The following is a 19,144-nucleotide window of genomic DNA, read 5'->3' as shown; positions in this document are numbered from 1 at the left end:
GCCACTCCCTTAGCGGTGTTATTGGTTTGAAGCTAACGCTGCATCGATAAGGTCTGAACCGATGTCTTTTTCAAACTTCTTCCATACTGGTTGAAGTGCAGCTACCCATGCTTCACGCTGTTCAGGCGTAAGTGTACGAACCTCACCACCCGCTTCGATGATGTTGTTTTTGTTCGCTAGGTTAACTTTTGAAGATTCTGCGTTACGCGTCTCAGACACTTCTTGAACGATAGTGCCAAGCTGTGTGCGTACATCTTCAGGTAGGTCTTTCCAGAAGTCGTTTGACGTTACAACTAGGTAATCCAAGATACCGTGATTAGTTTCGGTCACGCCGTCTTGTACTTCAAAGAACTTCTTACCGTAGATGTTTGACCATGTGTTCTCTTGACCATCGATAACTTTAGTTTGCAAGCCACCGTACACTTCTTTGAAAGACATCTTCTGTGGGTTAGCGCCTAGTTGTTCAAACTGAGCCACCAATACATCCGATGCTTGAACACGGAATTTCAAACCTTTTGCATCTTCAGGGCTGATAAGAGGTTTGTTCGCCGACATCTGTTTCATGCCATTGTGCCAAAACGCAAGACCTTGCAGGCCACGACGCTTCATCGCGTTCTTCAGCTTTTCACCAGATTCTGAGTTTTGGAAACGGTCAACGGCTTCTACGTCTTCAAATAGGAAAGGAAGGTCAAAAATGCGGTATTTCTTAGTGAACTTCTCAAATTTTGACAGCGATGGCGCCGCCATTTGAACATCACCATTTAACAGGGCTTCCAGTACCTTATTATCATCGTAAAGTGTTGAGTTAGGGAAAACTTGCATACAAGCTTTTCCATTCATTTCTGTGTTTACTCGCTCTTCCAGTAAAGAAGCGGCGATGCCTTTCGGGTGCTTATCGGTATTGGTTACATGACTGAATTTAATCACGATTTCACCAGGGTCACAGTTTGCAGCAGCATTAAAACTTGTGAGCGCCAGAGCAGATACAGACAGCAGGGTAAGAGGCTTAAACATTATTATTCTCCTTAGTAAACAAAGCAGCCCTTCAATGGGAACTGCGTGCTTTCACTAAGGCAATTAGCGCGCCATATTGACACAATTCATTAACAAGCCTTTAACCGCAAGGCTTCATCAGATCTGCCTGCAGTTGTCGCTAACTCGCTACAAAAATTAATGGGTGGAAAATGACACATAGAATATTTGTAAATGGGTGGGAGTTGACCAAAGCATCAGTGATAAATGAGGTCTGACCAAAAGCCCCTTTCACGATGATGCCTTGAAGTAATTTCAACCTATCCTGTAGAGTGCTGCACAACTTAGTCAGATTTACTGATCCACTACTTACCAAGAGTTGCTACCCATGAGTCAGATCTACCATCACCCAGTACAGATTTACTACGAAGATACCGATCACTCAGGTGTGGTTTATCACCCTAACTTTCTTAAATACTTTGAGCGTGCGCGCGAGCATGTGTTGGGCAGCGATAAACTGGCAGAGTTGTGGAATGAACATGGACTGGGGTTTGCGGTGTATAAAGCCAATATGACCTTTCAAGACGGCGTTGAGTTCGCAGAGATCTGCGATATCCGAACCTCTTTTGAGCTCGATGGCAAATACAAAACCTTATGGCGACAAGAGGTATGGCGTAAAGATGCAACCAAACCTGCCGTGATTGGTGATATCGAGATGGTTTGCCTAGATAAAGACAAACAACTTCAGCCTGTACCCGCAGAAGTATTAAAAGCGATGCTTGGCGAAACGAGTTAGCCAATATTACGAATGGCTGAGAGCGAGCCGTGTTCAAGATTAGAAGCTAAAGGTTCTAGTGTAACGAACGTAAACTCAGCCAAGTAGCTTCGATTTGGGGAAGCACTTAATCTCTAATTGCATAGGAAGCGTTGCACCACCAAGCGTCACGGCAAATCGAAACTGGTTATCCAGCCTTCCTAAACTGCATTGCCAATCTGTTGAAGTATTGTCATTTTCAGCAGCATCCAACCCTACACCGTTATGGACAATGATTCCTCCATGTAACTCTGGTCGTAAACCCGACGAATGAACTGGCAGCGTTTGTTGAGTTAGATTGGAAAAATCGAACGAAAAACTTTTCAATGATGTGGCCAACCCCTTACCTGTCGCTTTGATATACGACTCCTTCAGCGCCCAAAGATCGAAAAAACGCTCTCTCTGCAGCTCTTTACTAAGTTCAAGTAAATCCGCCAATTCTTTATCTGAAAAATAGTGCTTCATGATCGAGTCGATATTGGTCGAGCTTCTTGCATGTTCGATATCGACACCCAGTTGGACTGGCTTCCCTTCTCGTTGGCAAACTGCAATCAACAAATGTTCTTTGCTATGACTGATATTGAAGTTTAACCCCGTCATGAGTTGCTGTTCGGCGACTAAACTGGGCTTTCCTTTCTCGCCATATTCAAAGCACCACGCTTCGGGCATTAAATCAGAATAGCTAGACAACACCTTTCTTAGGTAGTTGCGAACATATAGGGCTTGAACTTGAGATGAGGGCATTCGATACCGCTCGACCTTCGCTATTTCATCAGCTGTGAGTGTCTGTTTGAGGTGTGACTTACTGCCTACATCATCACGCAAATTACTCAAAGAACATAGCCACAAATCAACGATTGGATTTTCCAATTTACTCACGCTCACTTCTTCAAACCACTTATCAAAAAACCATCAAAACGAACAAATTTAAGTCACCTATGATTTGAGATAAACATAGAGAATCTGCGCAGGAAACACCCTTCATATGCGGACTTAAAACTAATTTTTCAAATAATAACAAATTAAAACACAGATCACACTTAGCCTTACAGAACAGGCATCTATTAAATGTTACTTACAAAAATCTGACATAGATCTCACCAAGTCAAAAAATAGAGCATAAACACTAAAAAACCACTCATATCCATTAATTATCAATAAGTTAATTGCATTAAAAACACAAAAAATAAAAGTTCAGTAAAATCATCTGGTCTGAACAGATCATAGTGGCCTCTGGGAGCATTGTATCGGCCACTCACCTCGGGTAGCCTGCTCAACCATTAAACAAATTCACACGTTTTTATTGCGGATACCTGCTTTGCATAAAGCAGTACTTTGGACAGGATTTAAATGGACATTAACCTCACATTCGAATACCCCCTTCACGCATGAAACACGTTCTCAACGTCTGCAAGTCAATGAACTTCGCACCCCCTATTTCAGTCAGGTGGCCAACTTTCGGCAGCCTTACTCTTCAGCTGCGTTTGCCCAAATCTGTTTCAGATTTATTTTCGATTCAATTAAAAGCGCAGCCTCAAAACACGACATCGCCCTCAGTGATTTCAAGTGGAGACTCATAATGAGCCAACCCGAAAAAAATACACCGGAATCAGTCGACGACACTCGACTTAATAAACGTCTTAAAGACATGCCTATTGCTATCGTTGGTATGGCAAGCATGTTTGCGAACTCTCGCTACCTAAACAAATTCTGGGATTTGATCAGCGAAAAGATCGATGCAATTACCGAAGTGCCTGATACACACTGGCGCCCAGAAGATTACTACGATTCAGATCGTACTACGCCAGACAAATCTTACTGTAAGCGCGGTGGCTTCATCCCAGAAGTTGACTTCAACCCTATGGAATTCGGCCTTCCGCCAAATATCCTAGAACTGACTGATACGTCACAGCTGCTATCTCTGATCGTGGCAAAAGAAGTACTTGAAGATGCGAAACTTCCTGAAGGTTACGATCGCGATAAGATCGGTATTACACTCGGTGTAGGCGGTGGTCAGAAGATCGCTCAAAGCTTGAATGCTCGTCTTCAATACCCTGTTTTGAAAAAAGTCTTCAAGAGCAGTGGCATCAACGACGAAGACAGCGAAATGCTGATCAAAAAATTCCAAGACCAATACATCCACTGGGAAGAGAACTCATTCCCTGGTTCATTAGGTAACGTAATTTCAGGTCGTATTGCTAACCGCTTTGACCTTGGTGGCATCAACTGTGTAGTAGATGCTGCGTGTGCAGGTTCTCTAGCCGCAATGCGCATGGCACTGAGCGAGCTGGTTGAAGGCCGCAGTGAAATGATGATCACTGGTGGTGTGTGTACTGATAACTCACCAACCATGTACATGAGCTTCTCTAAAACCCCAGCATTCACTACAAACGAAACCATTCAACCTTTCGACATCGATTCAAAAGGCATGATGATTGGTGAAGGCATCGGCATGGTTGCTCTTAAGCGCCTTGAAGATGCTGAACGTGACGGCGACAGAATCTACTCAGTGATTAAAGGTGTCGGTTCTTCTTCGGATGGTAAGTTCAAGAGTATTTACGCGCCTCGCCCTGAAGGACAAGCAAAAGCACTCAAACGTGCTTATGATGATGCAGGTTTCGCACCGCACACGCTTGGCCTACTAGAAGCGCACGGCACAGGTACTGCAGCAGGCGATGTTGCTGAATTTGGTGGCTTAAACTCGGTATTCAGTGAGAACAATGAAGAGAAGCAACACATTGCGTTAGGCTCTGTGAAATCTCAAATTGGTCACACTAAATCAACCGCGGGTACTGCAGGTTTAATCAAAGCTGCCTTAGCACTGCACCACAAAGTACTGCCGCCAACGATTAACGTATCGGCTCCGAATCCTAAACTGGATATCGAAAACTCGCCGTTCTACCTAAACACACAAACGCGCCCTTGGATGAAACGTGTCGACGGCACACCACGCCGTGCAGGTATCAGCTCATTCGGTTTTGGTGGCACTAACTTCCACGTGGTATTGGAAGAGTACACACCAGAGCACACTCGCGGTGACAAATACCGTCAACGCCAAGTGCCGCAAACTCTGTTATTCAGCGCAGAATCTCGTCAAGCACTGATCAATGAACTTAAACAGGTTTCAACTCAAACTGCAGATGCAGCGTTCAAACTGGAAGCGCTTGCTGAGCAACACGCTCTACGCGAAGTTGACGCTAAGCATGCTCGTCTTGGTTTAGTTGTAACTGACCAAGCAGACCTTCAAGCGCAACTGACTCAAGCGATTCCTATGCTTGAGAGCCAAACCAAAGCACATTGGCAGATGCCAAACGGTACTAGCTACCGTGAGTCAGCACTGATTGCTGAAAACGGCACTAGTAAAGTAGCAGCGCTATTTGCAGGTCAAGGTTCGCAATATCTCAACATGGGTCGCGAGCTTGCTTGTCATTACCCAGAGATGCGCCAACAGCTTGCTCAAGCGGACCAAGTATTTGGTCAGCACAAGAAGACGGCTCTGTCCCAAATTCTATTCCCCATTCCAACCTTCACACCAGAAGCAACCAAAGCTCAAGAAGCGGTGTTAACCAACACGGCCAATGCGCAAAGTGCAATTGGTACTGTGTCTATGGGTCAGTTCGACATCATGACTCAAGCTGGCTTCAAAGCAGACATGGTTGCAGGCCACAGCTTTGGTGAACTAAGCGCACTATGTGCTTCGGGTGTTATCTCGCAAGACGATTACTACCAACTAGCTTTCGCTCGTGGCGATGCGATGGCGGCGACACCTGAACAAGGCGACAGCGGTACTATGTTTGCGGTCATTCTAGACGCAGACAAACTTCCAGCCGTTGAAAGCTGCATCAGCCAATTTGAAGGCGTGAGCATTGCCAACTACAACGCTCCGACTCAACTGGTTATTGCAGGTCCAACTGCGACGGTTCAACAAGCAGCACAAGCGCTAACTGAACAAGACTTCAAAGCGATTGCTCTGCCAGTGTCTGGCGCTTTCCACACACCGCTTGTTGCTCACGCTCAAAAACCATTTGCTTCTGCAATTGATAAAGCTTCATTCAGCGCTCCAACACTGCCGCTTTACTCAAATGCAACGGGCAAGCTGCACAGCAAAGACGCTAAAGCGATCAAGAAAGCGTTCAAGCAACACATGCTGCAATCGGTTCGTTTTAGCGAGCAAATTGAAGCGATGTACGAAGCCGGTGCGCGTGTATTCGTTGAGTTCGGTCCCAAGAACATTCTTCAAAAGCTGGTTGAAAAAACATTGGCTGATAAGAACGAAGAACTTTATGCAATCAGCATCAACCCAAACCCTAAAGGCGACAGTGACCAACAGCTTCGTTTAGCTGCCGTTCAACTGTGCGTGGCTGGTGTTTCATTAGACAACATTGACCCTTACCAAGCTGACATTGCTGAACCTGCAAAGGCATCACCAATGAACATCAAGCTGAATGCAACCAACTACATCAGCCCTGCTACTCGTAAGAAAATGGATCAATCATTGGCTTCGGGCAACGTCACCGAAAAGACTGAGATTGTTGAAGTGAAAGTTGAAGTCGAGAAAATCGTGGAAAAAGAAGTGATTAAAACAGAAATCGTTGAAGTACCTGTGGCTGCTCCTCAAGCTTCAAATGTACAACAGTCAGTTGCAGCAGCGCCAAGTGCACAAGTAGCTCAGCAACCTCAAGTGGCGCAAGCTGCACCAGCGACTATTCAACCAACAGCTTCAGTAACGGTTGATGAGTCTTCACTGCAATCATTCTTCAATGCTCAACAACAAGCAGCAGAAGTACATCAGCAGTTCCTTGCGATTCCTCAGCAATACGGTGACACGTTCAACACCCTAATGTCTGAGCAAGCGAAAATGGCAACAGCAGGCGTAGCAATTCCTGAGAACCTACAGCGTTCTATGGAGATGTTCCACCAGCACCAAGCTGAAACGCTAAAAGCTCACGCTCATTACCTAGAAATGCAAGCGCACAGCAACAACTCAGCACTTAACATGCTGACGCAAGGTTCAGTCGAAACAGCACAACCAACCTTCATTGCTTCTGTAAATGCTCAGCCAGCGATTCAAGCTCCAGCTACTCCAACAGCTATCGTCCAACAGCCTGTAGCTCAAGTACAAGCAGCACCTGTTCAAAATGTGGTAGCTCAGAAAGCTCCAGTACAGAAAGCCGTTCCTGCAGCTCAAGCAGCAGCGCCTGTTGCAGCCCAACCTGTACCAGTTAAAGCACAACCAGCTCCTGTAGCTGCACCAGTAGCTGCACCAGTAGCAGTACAATCAGCCGATGCTGAAAAAGTGATGCTTGAAGTCGTTGCCGAGAAAACGGGTTACCCAACGGAAATGCTTGATCTAGAAATGGACATGGAAGCAGACCTTGGTATCGACTCAATCAAGCGCGTAGAGATCCTTGGTACCGTTCAAGACGAAATGCCAAACCTACCTGAGCTGAACCCTGAAGATCTAGCTGAGTGTCGTACTCTTGGTGAAATCGTTACTTACATGAACAGCAAGATGCCAGCATCAGCGCCTGTGGCAGCACAGCCAAGCGTAACCGCTCCTGTTCAAGCAGCTAACGGTCTTGATGCAAAAGTCGTTCAACAAACCATGCTTGAAGTGGTTGCTGAGAAGACAGGTTACCCAACGGAAATGCTTGATCTAGAAATGGATATGGAAGCAGACCTTGGCATCGACTCAATCAAACGTGTTGAGATTCTTGGTACGGTTCAAGATGAACTGCCTACTCTTCCAGAGCTAAACCCTGAAGACTTAGCTGAGTGTCGTACTCTTGGCGAAATCGTTGCTTACATGAATACTAAAAGCATGAACAGCAAACTTCCAGCTTCTGCTCCTGTGCCTTCACTAGCACCAGCAGTTACTCCGGCAACATCTAACAACGGACTAGATGCGGCTGTCGTTCAAAAAACCATGTTAGAAGTAGTAGCAGAGAAAACGGGCTACCCGACTGAAATGCTAGACCTAGCAATGGATATGGAAGCTGACCTTGGTATCGATTCAATCAAGCGTGTTGAGATTCTTGGTACGGTTCAAGACGAGCTACCGACTCTTCCAGAACTAAACCCTGAAGACTTAGCTGAATGTCGCACTCTAGGCGAAATCGTAGCCTACATGAACAGCAAGCTTCCAGCTTCTGCTCCAGTAGCAGCTCAAGCATCTGCGCCAGCAGTATCAAACGGTTTAAACGCAGAACAAGTTCAAAGCACAATGTTGAGCGTAGTAGCGGATAAAACGGGCTACCCAACAGAAATGCTCGACCTAGCAATGGACATGGAAGCTGACCTTGGCATCGACTCAATCAAACGTGTTGAGATCCTTGGTACGGTTCAAGACCAACTACCAACCTTGCCAGAGCTAAACCCTGAAGACCTAGCTGAGTGTCGTACTCTGGGTGAAATTGTAGACTACATGAACAGCAAGCTAGCTCCGAATTCGGAAGCAGCGACAGTAGCTCCTGCTCCAGAAGCCGCTGTAGAAAGCACGAGCAACGACCTAAACCCTGCTCACGTTCAATCAACTATGATGGAAGTGGTTGCCGACAAAACAGGCTACCCAGCAGAAATGCTCGACCTAGCGATGGGCATGGAAGCTGACCTTGGTATCGATTCGATTAAACGCGTTGAGATCTTGGGTACGGTTCAAGACCAGCTACCAACGCTGCCAGAGCTAAACCCTGAAGACTTAGCTGAGTGTCGTACTCTTGGTGAAATCGTTACCTACATGCAAAGCAAGCTATCCGTTGCTGCACCTGTAGCGACTGCTAAAGCTGAATCAGTAACGCCTATCGCAGAAACAGCGACAGCGGAACTTCCTCCACACAATGAGGTAGCGCTAAAAAAGCTACCAGCGGCAGATAAACTCGTCGATTGTTTCTCAAAAGACGCTTGTGTCGTGATCACAGATGATGGTCACAACGCCGGTGTTCTAGCAGAAAAGTTGACCGCTAACGGCATTCAAGTTGCTGTAGTGCGTAGTGCTCTTTCTGCCGCGTCACCTTTAAACAGTGAAATCGCAAGCTACACACTCAACAGCGTCGATGATGCTGGTGTGACTGCAGTTATTAACGACATCGAAGCAGACCTTAAAACGTCGAACAAAGTGATTGCTGGCTTCATTCACCTACAAGCTATCGTTGATGCTAAACAAAGCAACGAGCAAGCGGTTAACTTGAATGCAGACTCAAGAGCTTCACTGACGACAGCGTTCTTATTCGCCAAGCACCTAAATGGCCAACTGAATGCCGTTTCTGGTCGTAGCGTGTTCTTCACACTAAGCCGTATCGATGGTGGCTTTGGTTACCTAGATACTAAGCAATTAGCGAATGCAGAACTTAACCAAGCGGCTCTATCTGGTCTAACTAAGACACTGAGCCATGAATGGTCAAACGTATTCTGCCGTGCATTGGATGCTGACGCTTCTATTGATGCTCGTCACCTAGCTGAAGCTATCACAGGTGAACTGTTCGATATCGATACCAACACGGTTGAAATCGGCCTTAGCCATACGGAAAACGGTGAATCTGGTCGTGCAACACTGATTGCGACAACACCAGGCGCTGCACAAACTAAAAACACAGGCGCTCAACTCACCAAGAGCGACAAAGTTCTCGTAACTGGTGGCGCTAAAGGCGTGACGTTTGAATGTGCACTGACGCTTGCTAAGCAATGTAAATCTCATTTCGTTCTTGCAGGTCGTAGTAAGCATATTACTTCAGTTGAGCTACCTCAGTGGGCACAAGGTAAGCAAGAGAAAGAGCTAAAACCAGCGGCTATCGCTCACCTACAAGCAACAGGTGACAAACCAACGCCGAAGAAAGTAGATGCCTTGCTAAAACCTGTATTGAGCAGCCTTGAAATCAACGCAGCACTTGCCGCTTTCAATGAGATCGGCGCGAGCGCTGAATACCTAAGCCTAGATGTATCGAACCATGAGTCAGTAGCAAAAACACTGGCAAACTTCGAAGGCATCACAGGTCTTATCCACGGTGCAGGTGTGCTGGCTGACAAGCATATTCAAGACAAAACGCTTGATGAACTGAACATGGTTTACGGCACCAAAGTGGGCGGACTAAAAGCGGTTCTTGGTGGTCTTGATAGCAGCAAGCTAAAACTGATTGCGATGTTCTCTTCGGCGGCGGGTTTCTACGGAAACACAGGCCAAAGCGATTACTCGATGTCTAACGAGATCCTAAACAAAGCGGCTCTACAACTATCTGCGCGTAACCCTCAAGCGAAAGTGATGAGCTTCAACTGGGGACCGTGGGACGGTGGCATGGTCAATGCAGCACTGAAACGTATGTTCACAGAGCGCGGTGTGTACGTGATTCCTCTTCAAGCGGGCGCAGAGCTATTTAGTTCTCAACTACTGAACGAAACTGGCATTCAACTGCTGGTTGGCACGAGCATGCAAGGTTCTGACAACAAGGAAGCTGCTGTAAAAAAGCTTAATGCGGAGTCTGTGCATCTTGCAGAGAGTCCGCTGAATACAAGCATCACTGTGACACGTCATCTTGACCCGAAGGCATTGCCTTTCATTCAAGATCACTGCATTGCCGGTAACCCAGTGTTACCGACAGTGTGTGCCATCCAATGGATGCGTGAAATCGCAGAGCAACAGTTAGGTGTGAACGTTAGCGTTCACAACTACAAACTGCTTAAGGGTGTGATTTTTGATACTGATGAAGTGAAAGAGCTGAAACTGGTTCTTTCCTCTGATGCTAAATCAAAAGATCAGCTAAAAGCAGTGATCAGTTGCCAAGGACGACCACAGTATCAAGCTCAGTTGCAAGTTGCCTCTGTGCAAGTGCCTGAAGATGTTCAACAAGCGTCAGCAAAACGCTTTGAGACCAACACTTCAGCACCTGTAACAACGGCACAAGCTCTATACAGTGACGGCACTCTGTTTCATGGACCAAGATTGCAAGGTATTACCTCAGTCGAACGCTTTGACGACTTAGGTTTATTGGCTCAATGCCAGTTGCCCCAGATTGAAAACAGCGACTGCGAAGCATTTATTCCTAAGCAAGGCTTTGGCGATAGCCAGCCATTTGCTGAAGATTATCTGTTGCAAGCCATGTTGGTATGGGCTCGATTGAAATACGGCGCGGCAAGCCTACCATCTGCAATCGGTGAGTTTGTTTGTTACGCACCGATGCACAATGGCGACCAAGGTTGGCTAGAGCTGAGCGTGATAAAAAGCACGGCTCGTTCGCTGCAAGCTGATATCTCGCTTTACCACCAAGATGGTCGTTTAAGCACGGTAATGAAAGGTGCAAAAGTCACCATCAGCAAGAGCTTAAATGACGCATTTTTGCCGAAATCTAGCTCAGCAGTATCGAAGAAAGAGGCGACTAAGAACGCAGAAAAGGAGCAATTGTCATAGTGACTGTTCCTACTAATAAAGCGATGCCATTGCGCATCGCTCTTTTAGCTCAGCCAGCAAACGCGGCTGAGCTTTCTGCCGACTTATTCCCCTCGCTCCCAGACATGATGACTGTTGAGATTGATGGCAATTTTGAACAAGCACTTGCTCACGCCATCGAGGCAGTCAATCAAGGTGGTGTGGTTAAACTTTGTTTGGATTCTCACTCTCCATCATTGGTGATGTTGAGTGCACTGACCGCGGCTCAGAATAAGATTCACCCACACGCGAATTTAGCGGGTTTTGTAGATACAGCTACCGGAGATAGCATTCAGCTAGCTCTGGATATGTCACGCCGCCCCGCTTCAGACTTAAGCCATCAACAGCAATACTCAGCCCTATCTGCTTCGCAGCAGTTTAATGAATTGTTGAATATGGTTAATGCGATATCGAGCCGTTCATTGCCGAGTTATTCATTACCGAGCCGTTCATTACCGAGCCATTATTGGTTCACTGAGCCGAACAAAGCACGTGTTGCTGCGTTAACTTTCAGCGAAGAAAACCAGAAATCCACCAGCCTGATATTGACTCAAGCGACCGGTTTGCACGAACCAAAGCCATTGCTAACGAGCGAGCGTTTGATGTTTGTGGTTTCTGGCTGCGAGCAAACTGAATTGGTTTCTCAGCTAACCTCGTTAAGAGAAGAGCTAAAATGCGTTAGTGATTCAACGGACAGCGAACTTACTATCGCCACCTTGATGCATTCAAACCTAAGCCACTTTCAAAGCGTTCAACACAATGTTGACCTTGGCGCAAACATCGTGATTCAAGCCGCTTCAATTGAGGCTGCACTACAAGAGATCACCGCGATAGAAAATGCGTTGCCAAAAGTAATGGGTGACAATAGCCACTACAAAACGCCAGCAGGCAGTTGTTTCTCACCGATGTCTCAAAGCAAAGGTGGTGTTGCATTTGTTTACCCTGGTGTTGGCACGGTTTATCCCGGCATGTTGCGCGAATTTCACCACCATTTCCCACAGTTATTTGCTCGCTTAGAACGCGAAGGTAACTTGAAAGAGATGCTACAGGCTGACAAAACCTACGCTGAAGACTCGCAAGAAATGTCGCTCAGTGAATTGGCAATTGCAGGTGTCGGCAGTAGTTATTTACTAACGCAGCTCTTGTGTGATGAATTCAAAGTGCAGCCAGACTTCGCTTTGGGTTACTCCAAGGGGGAAGCCTCCATGTGGGCGAGCTTAAATGTTTGGAAAAACCCACATGCGCTGATTGAGATGACTCAAACCAGTCCTATCTTCACCACGGCTATTTCTGGCGAACTCACCGCAGTACGTCAAGATTGGCAGCTGAACGGCGACGAAAGCATCCAATGGAATAGCTTTGTGGTTCGCAGTGATGCACAAGCGATTGAGGCTCTGTTACCAGAATTCCCACGCGCTTATCTAGCTATCATCCAAGGTGACACTTGCGTACTGGCAGGCTGTGAAAGCACCTGTCGTGCTCTGCTCAAGAAACTGGGTAAACGTGGCATTGCCGCGAATCGTGTTACCGCAATGCACACCACACCAGCATTGAGCCAACATAGCCAAGTACGTGAATTTTACACACAGCCACTGTTCGACGAGTTGCCAAAGCATATCCGCTTTATCAGCGCAGCAGGTCTACCGACTGGCGCCCCAATCAATATAGAGAGCGACAGCATCGCCCTTTCGATTGCCGATACTTTCTGTTCGACGCTGGATTTCACCGCGTTGATTCAGAGTGCACGTCAGCAAGGTGCTCGCCTGTTTGTTGAAGTGGGTGCCGATCGTCAAACCAGCACATTGATCGACAAGATCAATCGTAGCGACAACGTAGCAGACCAGTACTGCTCAATCGCTTCCAATGCCAAAGGCGGGGACGATATTGTCACGCTCATCAAATGCATTGGTCAGCTCATCACTCATCAAATTCCACTGTCTGTCGAGCCACTTATTCAAGGGTTAGAACAACAGTTCACCACCGCTAAGCAATTAAGTGGTGTGTCTCAAGGCAGCGCAGTAAATCATCAAGGAGAGCTAGTATGAGTTCTCAATATCAGGCTCAGAATAAGCAGCAAGTGAAGTGTAATAAGATCGCGATTGTCGGTATTGCCAACCAATACCCGGAAGCTGATACGCCAAAAGATTTTTGGCAAAACTTGCTGAACAAAAAAGATTCTCGAACCACATTAAGCGCTGAAAAGTTAGGTGCTAAACCTGAAAGCTATCAGGGTGTGCAAGGTGAGTCAGACCGCTTTTACTGTGACAAAGGCGGCTACATCGAAAACTTCAATTTCGATAACAATGGCTACCGCTTAACAGCAGAATCATTCAACGGTGTTGACCAGAGTTTCCTATGGGCTTTGGATACCAGTCGTAAGGCGTTAGTCGACGCCGGCATTAGTTTAAATGCCGATGTTTTAGAGCGCACAGGCGTGATCATGGGTGCCCTTTCGTTCCCAACAACACGCTCAAACGACCTGTTTCTACCGATGTATCATTCAGTGGTCGAGAAAGCACTTAAAGATAAATTGACTAATGACCAGTTTTCACTGCTACCAACCAATGAAACCGCTCAAGACCTCAACCCGATCAACGGCGCTGCTGCACACAACGCCTCTAAGTTAGTGGCTGATGCGCTAGGTTTAGGCAACGTGCAACTTAGCTTAGATGCGGCATGTGCAAGCTCAGTGTATTCATTGAAGTTAGCGTGTGATTACTTGAACACAGGCAAAGCCGACATGATGTTGGCAGGTGCGGTATCAGGTGCTGACCCATTCTTTATCAACATGGGTTTTTCCATCTTCCACGCTTACCCTGATCACGGTGTATCGGTTCCGTTTGATAGCAACAGTAAAGGTCTGTTTGCTGGCGAAGGTGCCGGTGTGTTAGTCCTAAAACGCTTAGCTGATGCAGAACGTGATGGCGACAATATCTATGCAGTTGTCAGCGGTATTGGCTTGTCGAACGATGGCCGTGGCCAGTTCGTATTAAGCCCAAACAGCAAAGGACAAGTGCAAGCCTTTGAACGCGCATACGAAGCATCAAACCTAACACCAGACAGCATTGAAGTGATTGAGTGTCACGCAACCGGCACGCCATTAGGTGACAAGGTTGAGTTAACCTCAATGGAGCGTTTCTTTGCTGACAAATTGAATGGTTCTAACCCGCCATTGATTGGCTCTGCGAAGTCAAACCTCGGCCACTTACTGACTGCTGCGGGTATGCCGGGGATCATGAAGATGATCTTTGCGATGAAAGAAGGCGTGCTTCCTCCAAGTATTAATTTGGACAAGCCACTGTCTTCACCAAAAGGTTTATTTGGTTCACAGACCCTACCAACACAGGTTCAACCTTGGCCAAGTAAAACGGGCAACCAAGAGCGCTGTGCGGGTGTTTCTGTATTTGGTTTCGGTGGTTGTAATGCTCACTTACTGCTTGAAGCGTATTCAGACACCAGTCATGTAAACCAGACTCTAGAGTCGGCTTCTCCAAGCCTACAACCGTCTAATTTAAGCATTACAGGCCTAGCGTCTCACTTTGGCTCTCTGCAAAGCATCAACGCGCTGAACACAGCGATTGAGACCAACAACGATGCTTTCATTGCTTTACCTAAGAAACGCTGGAAAGGCTTAGACCAACATCCAGAACTACTGAGTCAGTTTGGTTTACACGGTATTCCAAACGGAGCCTACATCGATCAGTTCGATCTCGACTTCCTTCGCTTCAAAGTGCCACCAAATGAAGATGACCGTTTGATCTCTCAGCAGTTGCTACTGATGAAAGTTGCAGACGAAGCGATCAAAGATGCCAAGCTTGTTGCTGGTCAAAAGGTTGCTGTACTCGTCGCAATGGAAACTGAGCTTGAGATGCACCAATTCCGTGGACGCGTAAACCTGCATAGCCAACTGGCCGACAGCTTTGCCAACATGGGTATTGAGCTAACACAAGATGAATACCAATCGCTAGAAACCATCGCGATGGACAGTGTGATGGACGCAGCCAAGCTGAACCAATACACCAGTTTCATCGGCAATATCATGGCTTCGCGCATCTCTTCATTGTGGGACTTTAACGGCCCAGCCTTTACGATTTCAGCTGCTGAACAGTCGGTTGCTCGTTGTATCGATGTCGCACAAAACTTGATGTCGCAAGAATCAATGGATGCCGTTGTAATTGCAGCCGTTGACCTTAGTGGCAGTGCAGAACATGTGATTCTGAAGAACAGCGTGAGCCCAGTGTCACTTGCTCCAAAATTCGGACAGCCGCAAGACGGCAGTTGGAATGTGGGCGAAGGCGCAGGTGCAATTGTTCTTGTGGAAGAGAGTCGAGTGGCGAGCAACCAAGATACAGCTTACGGCAGTATCAACGCATTGGCCTTTGGTTCAAGCGAGCGTAACAATGCCGTTGCTGATGAGTTACTGACTCAAGTCGGTATGAGCTCAAACGATGTTTCTCTGCTTGAGCTTAACCATGCACCTGAATCTTCATTACATCAGTCTTCGTCTCTAAGTTTCGCGAACACAAAGACAATTCAAGCGAGTCAACGTGTTGGTCACTGCTCTGCAGCTTCTGGGATGGCAAGCCTGCTACACGGTCTGCTCAACCTGAACCTTGCACCTCTGAACCCGAATGTCAGTTCTAAGAACGCGATTGTTGCCAACATCAGCGAAGGACAATGTTCACAGCTGCTACTAAGCCAATCGAATGTTGAATCTCAGTCACTGTCCGTTCGTTTAGACAATGAACTGGCGAGCGATGCTAAACGTCAATTGGTTAAGCAAGTTACTCTTGGTGGTCGCGATATTTATCAACACATCGCAGAGACACCAATCGCTAACCTAGCGCATATTCAACAGAAAGCTTCTGGTAAACAAGCAGCAAGAGTGGCGTCGGTTCCAACGACAGCAAGCATTCAAGCAACCCTTGCGCAAAGAGCACTAGAGCCAGTCATCGAAACTCCTACATCAGTATCCCCTACTCTGGCGCCAACTCGCCACAGTCAGCTAACAGGTAACCACAGCAATATGACTCATGTCCTATCCGCTAAAAATGGCGCGTCTCAAGTCGACGCAGCTTCACAGCAGCAACAAAATCTAAGCCAAAACCAAGCTTTTGCTCAAAATCAGCAAGCAGCTCAACAGGTACACAAAGCATTCTTGCACACTCGTGCCCAAGGCATGCAGATGGCTGATACACTACTCAAAGCACAGCTAAACGCAGTTACGTCTGGTTTAGATAGCTCAGCCGCTTCTCAACAAACGCCAGCTCAGCCTATTCAAGCTCAACCAGCTCAGGTTCAGGAAGCACCAGTCAACGTACTTACGACGCCAGCACCAGTAAAACCTATCCGTAAACCATGTATCTGGGATTACGATGATTTGGTTGAATACGCTGAAGGCGACATCGCCAATGTATTTGGCCCTGATTACGCAATCATCGATAGCTACTCGCGCCGCGTTCGCTTGCCAACCACCGACTACCTACTGGTATCTCGTGTAACCAAGCTAAACGCGACCGTTAACGAGTACAAGCCAAGCACAATGACCACCGAATACGACATCCCAGTTGATGCGCCGTATCTTGTTGATGGTCAAATTCCTTGGGCTGTTGCAGTTGAATCTGGTCAGTGTGATCTAATGCTGATCAGCTACTTAGGTATCGATTTTGAAAACAAAGGCGAGCGAGTTTATCGCCTGCTTGATTGTACGCTGACTTTCCTTGGTGACTTGCCTCGTGGTGGCGATACGCTGCGTTACGATATCTCAATCAACAACTTTGCTCGCAATGGCGACACGTTGCTGTTCTTCTTCTCGTACGAATGTTTCGTTGGCGACAAGATGATCCTCAAAATGGATAACGGCTGTGCGGGCTTCTTCACGGACGAAGAGCTAGCAGATGGCAAAGGTGTGATTCACACTGAAGATGAAATCAAGGCTCGTAAGCTTGCAACTAAGCAACGCTTCGACCCTATGTTGCACTGCCCTAAAACCCAGTTTAACCACCAAGAGCTGCGTCATCTACTGACTGCCAACATTGCAGAATGTTTTGGTCCAACTCACCAATCCAATAGCCACCAGCCTTCTCTATGCTTCAGCTCAGAGAAGTTCATGATGATCGAAAAGGTTAGCCGTGTTGAACCGCAAGGCGGCACATGGGGACTTGGTCTGATTGAAGGTCACAAGCAGCTAGAGCCTGAGCACTGGTACTTCCCTTGTCACTTCAAAGATGACTCAGTAATGGCTGGTTCTTTGATGGCAGAAGGTTGTGGTCAACTGCTTCAATTCTTCATGATGCACCTTGGCATGCATACGCTTGTTCAAAATGGTCGTTTCCAACCGCTTGAAAATGCGCCTCAACAAGTACGCTGTCGTGGACAAGTGCTACCACAATCGGCAGAGCTGACTTACCGTATGGAAGTGACTGAGATTGGTCTAAGCCCTCGCCCATACGCGAAAGCCAACATCGATATTTTGCTGAACGGCAAAGTGATTGTTGATTTCCAAAACTTGGGTGTGATGATCAAAGAAGACGACGAATGTACTCGTTACCTACCTTCTTTAGAAACAGCTGTCGCGACCCCTGTTATCGAAAGCTTGGACCATAAAAACTTGGGCCATACGCCAGCAGTGAACCAACAAGCTTCAGCAAATGCGCCACTTATGGCGCAAATTGAAGACCTAGAAACGGCGCCAAATAAAGGTGTGGTACCTCTTCAACACGTTGAAGCTCCGGTAACGCCTGATTACCCGAACCGCACACCCGATACGGTTCCGTTCACGCCATACCACATGTTCGAGTTCGCAACCGGTAATATCGAGAAATGTTTCGGCCCTGACTTCTCTATCTACCGTGGCATGATTCCACCACGTACTCCGTGTGGTGACTTACAGCTAACCACTCGTGTGGTTGAGATCGATGGTAAGCGTGGCGACTTTAAGAAACCTTCATCATGTATCGCAGAATACGAAGTGCCAGAAAATGCATGGTACTTTGATGAAAACAGCCACCACACCTTAATGCCTTATTCGGTATTGATGGAGATTTCACTGCAGCCAAACGGATTTATCTCTGGCTACATGGGCACCACGCTTGGCTTCCCAGGTGAAGAACTGTTTTTCCGTAACCTAGATGGCAGCGGCAAAATGCTGCGTAACGTCGACTTGCGTGGCAAAACGATTACCAACGATTCTCGTCTACTTTCAACGGTAATGATGGGCACTAACATCGTACAGAGCTTCAGCTTCGAACTGAGTACTGACGGCGTGCCTTTCTACGAAGGTACGGCGGTATTTGGTTACTTCAAGGGCGCAGCACTGAAAGATCAACTTGGTTTGGACAACGGTAAAGTGACTCACCCTTGGCACGTTGATAACAACCGCACGCCGGATGTAAACATCAACCTACTAGACAAAACGACTCGTTACTTCAATGCACCTGTTTCTGCTACTGGTGAAGTGCAAGAGAACTACCAACTGGCTGGAGGTCGCTTGAACTTTATCGATACTGTGCAGATCACCAGCGATGGTGGTAAAGACGGTCTTGGTTACCTATACGCTGAGCGTACGATTGACCCAAGTGATTGGTTCTTCCAATTCCACTTCCATCAAGATCCTGTAATGCCAGGTTCTCTAGGTGTCGAAGCGATCATCGAGCTAATGCAAACCTATGCGCTAAACAAAGATCTTGGCGCTGACTTCCGCAATCCAAAGTTCGGTCAAATCCAATCTGAAGTGAAATGGAAATACCGTGGTCAGATTAACCCTCTGAACAAACAGATGTCTCTCGATGTACATATCACAGCGGTTAAAGACGAAGACGGCAAACGCACCATCGTTGGTGACGCAAACCTGAGCAAAGATGGTCTGCGTATTTACGAAGTGAAAGACATCGCCATTTGTATCGAAGAAGCATAAGCCTGACACGGAACTAGGAAAGAAATAA

General features: G+C 47.0%; 6 protein-coding genes. 4 read left to right on the top strand and 2 right to left on the bottom strand.

What is annotated here, in order from left to right; all coding sequences use genetic code 11:
- Window positions 1-18: 18 nt before the first annotated feature.
- Window positions 19-1,014 carry a TRAP transporter substrate-binding protein gene (locus AB4507_RS16005; protein ID WP_016788636.1) on the bottom strand — a complete coding sequence of 332 codons (996 nt, stop codon included), beginning with the start codon at window positions 1,012-1,014 and terminating at the stop codon, window positions 19-21.
- A gap of 346 nt (window positions 1,015-1,360) precedes the next feature.
- Between AB4507_RS16005 and AB4507_RS16000 the strand changes: the two genes are divergently transcribed.
- Window positions 1,361-1,768, top strand: a complete 408-nt coding sequence (locus AB4507_RS16000; protein ID WP_004736070.1) for a thioesterase family protein — start codon at window positions 1,361-1,363, stop codon at window positions 1,766-1,768.
- A 75-nt stretch (window positions 1,769-1,843) separates the two neighbouring features.
- Here the strand turns inward: AB4507_RS16000 and AB4507_RS15995 are convergent, their stop codons facing one another.
- Window positions 1,844-2,656: a 4'-phosphopantetheinyl transferase superfamily protein gene (locus tag AB4507_RS15995; RefSeq protein ID WP_372102858.1), complete on the bottom strand. Its 813-nt coding sequence runs from the start codon at window positions 2,654-2,656 to the stop codon at window positions 1,844-1,846.
- Between the two features lie 709 nt (window positions 2,657-3,365).
- On the opposite strand from AB4507_RS15995, the gene AB4507_RS15990 reads away from it, so the two are divergent.
- The 3 genes from AB4507_RS15990 to AB4507_RS15980 are packed head-to-tail and all read left to right on the top strand — an operon-like array spanning window position 3,366 to window position 19,116.
- Window positions 3,366-11,183, top strand: coding sequence for a phosphopantetheine-binding protein (locus AB4507_RS15990; protein WP_372182955.1), 7,818 nt, complete (start codon window positions 3,366-3,368; stop codon window positions 11,181-11,183).
- On the top strand, window positions 11,183-13,246 hold the full coding sequence (locus AB4507_RS15985; protein ID WP_372182954.1) for a PfaB family protein: 2,064 nt from the start codon (window positions 11,183-11,185) through the stop codon (window positions 13,244-13,246). Before AB4507_RS15990 ends, AB4507_RS15985 begins: the two co-directional genes overlap by 1 nt.
- Window positions 13,243-19,116, top strand: coding sequence for a beta-ketoacyl synthase N-terminal-like domain-containing protein (locus AB4507_RS15980; protein ID WP_372182953.1), 5,874 nt, complete (start codon window positions 13,243-13,245; stop codon window positions 19,114-19,116). Before AB4507_RS15985 ends, AB4507_RS15980 begins: the two co-directional genes overlap by 4 nt.
- Window positions 19,117-19,144: the final 28 nt, after the last annotated feature.

The sequence above is a fragment of the Vibrio sp. 10N.222.54.A3 genome, assembly GCF_041474095.1.
Lineage (GTDB): Bacteria > Pseudomonadota > Gammaproteobacteria > Enterobacterales > Vibrionaceae > Vibrio > Vibrio crassostreae_C.
This window is presented reverse-complemented; position numbering and strand designations above follow the sequence as displayed.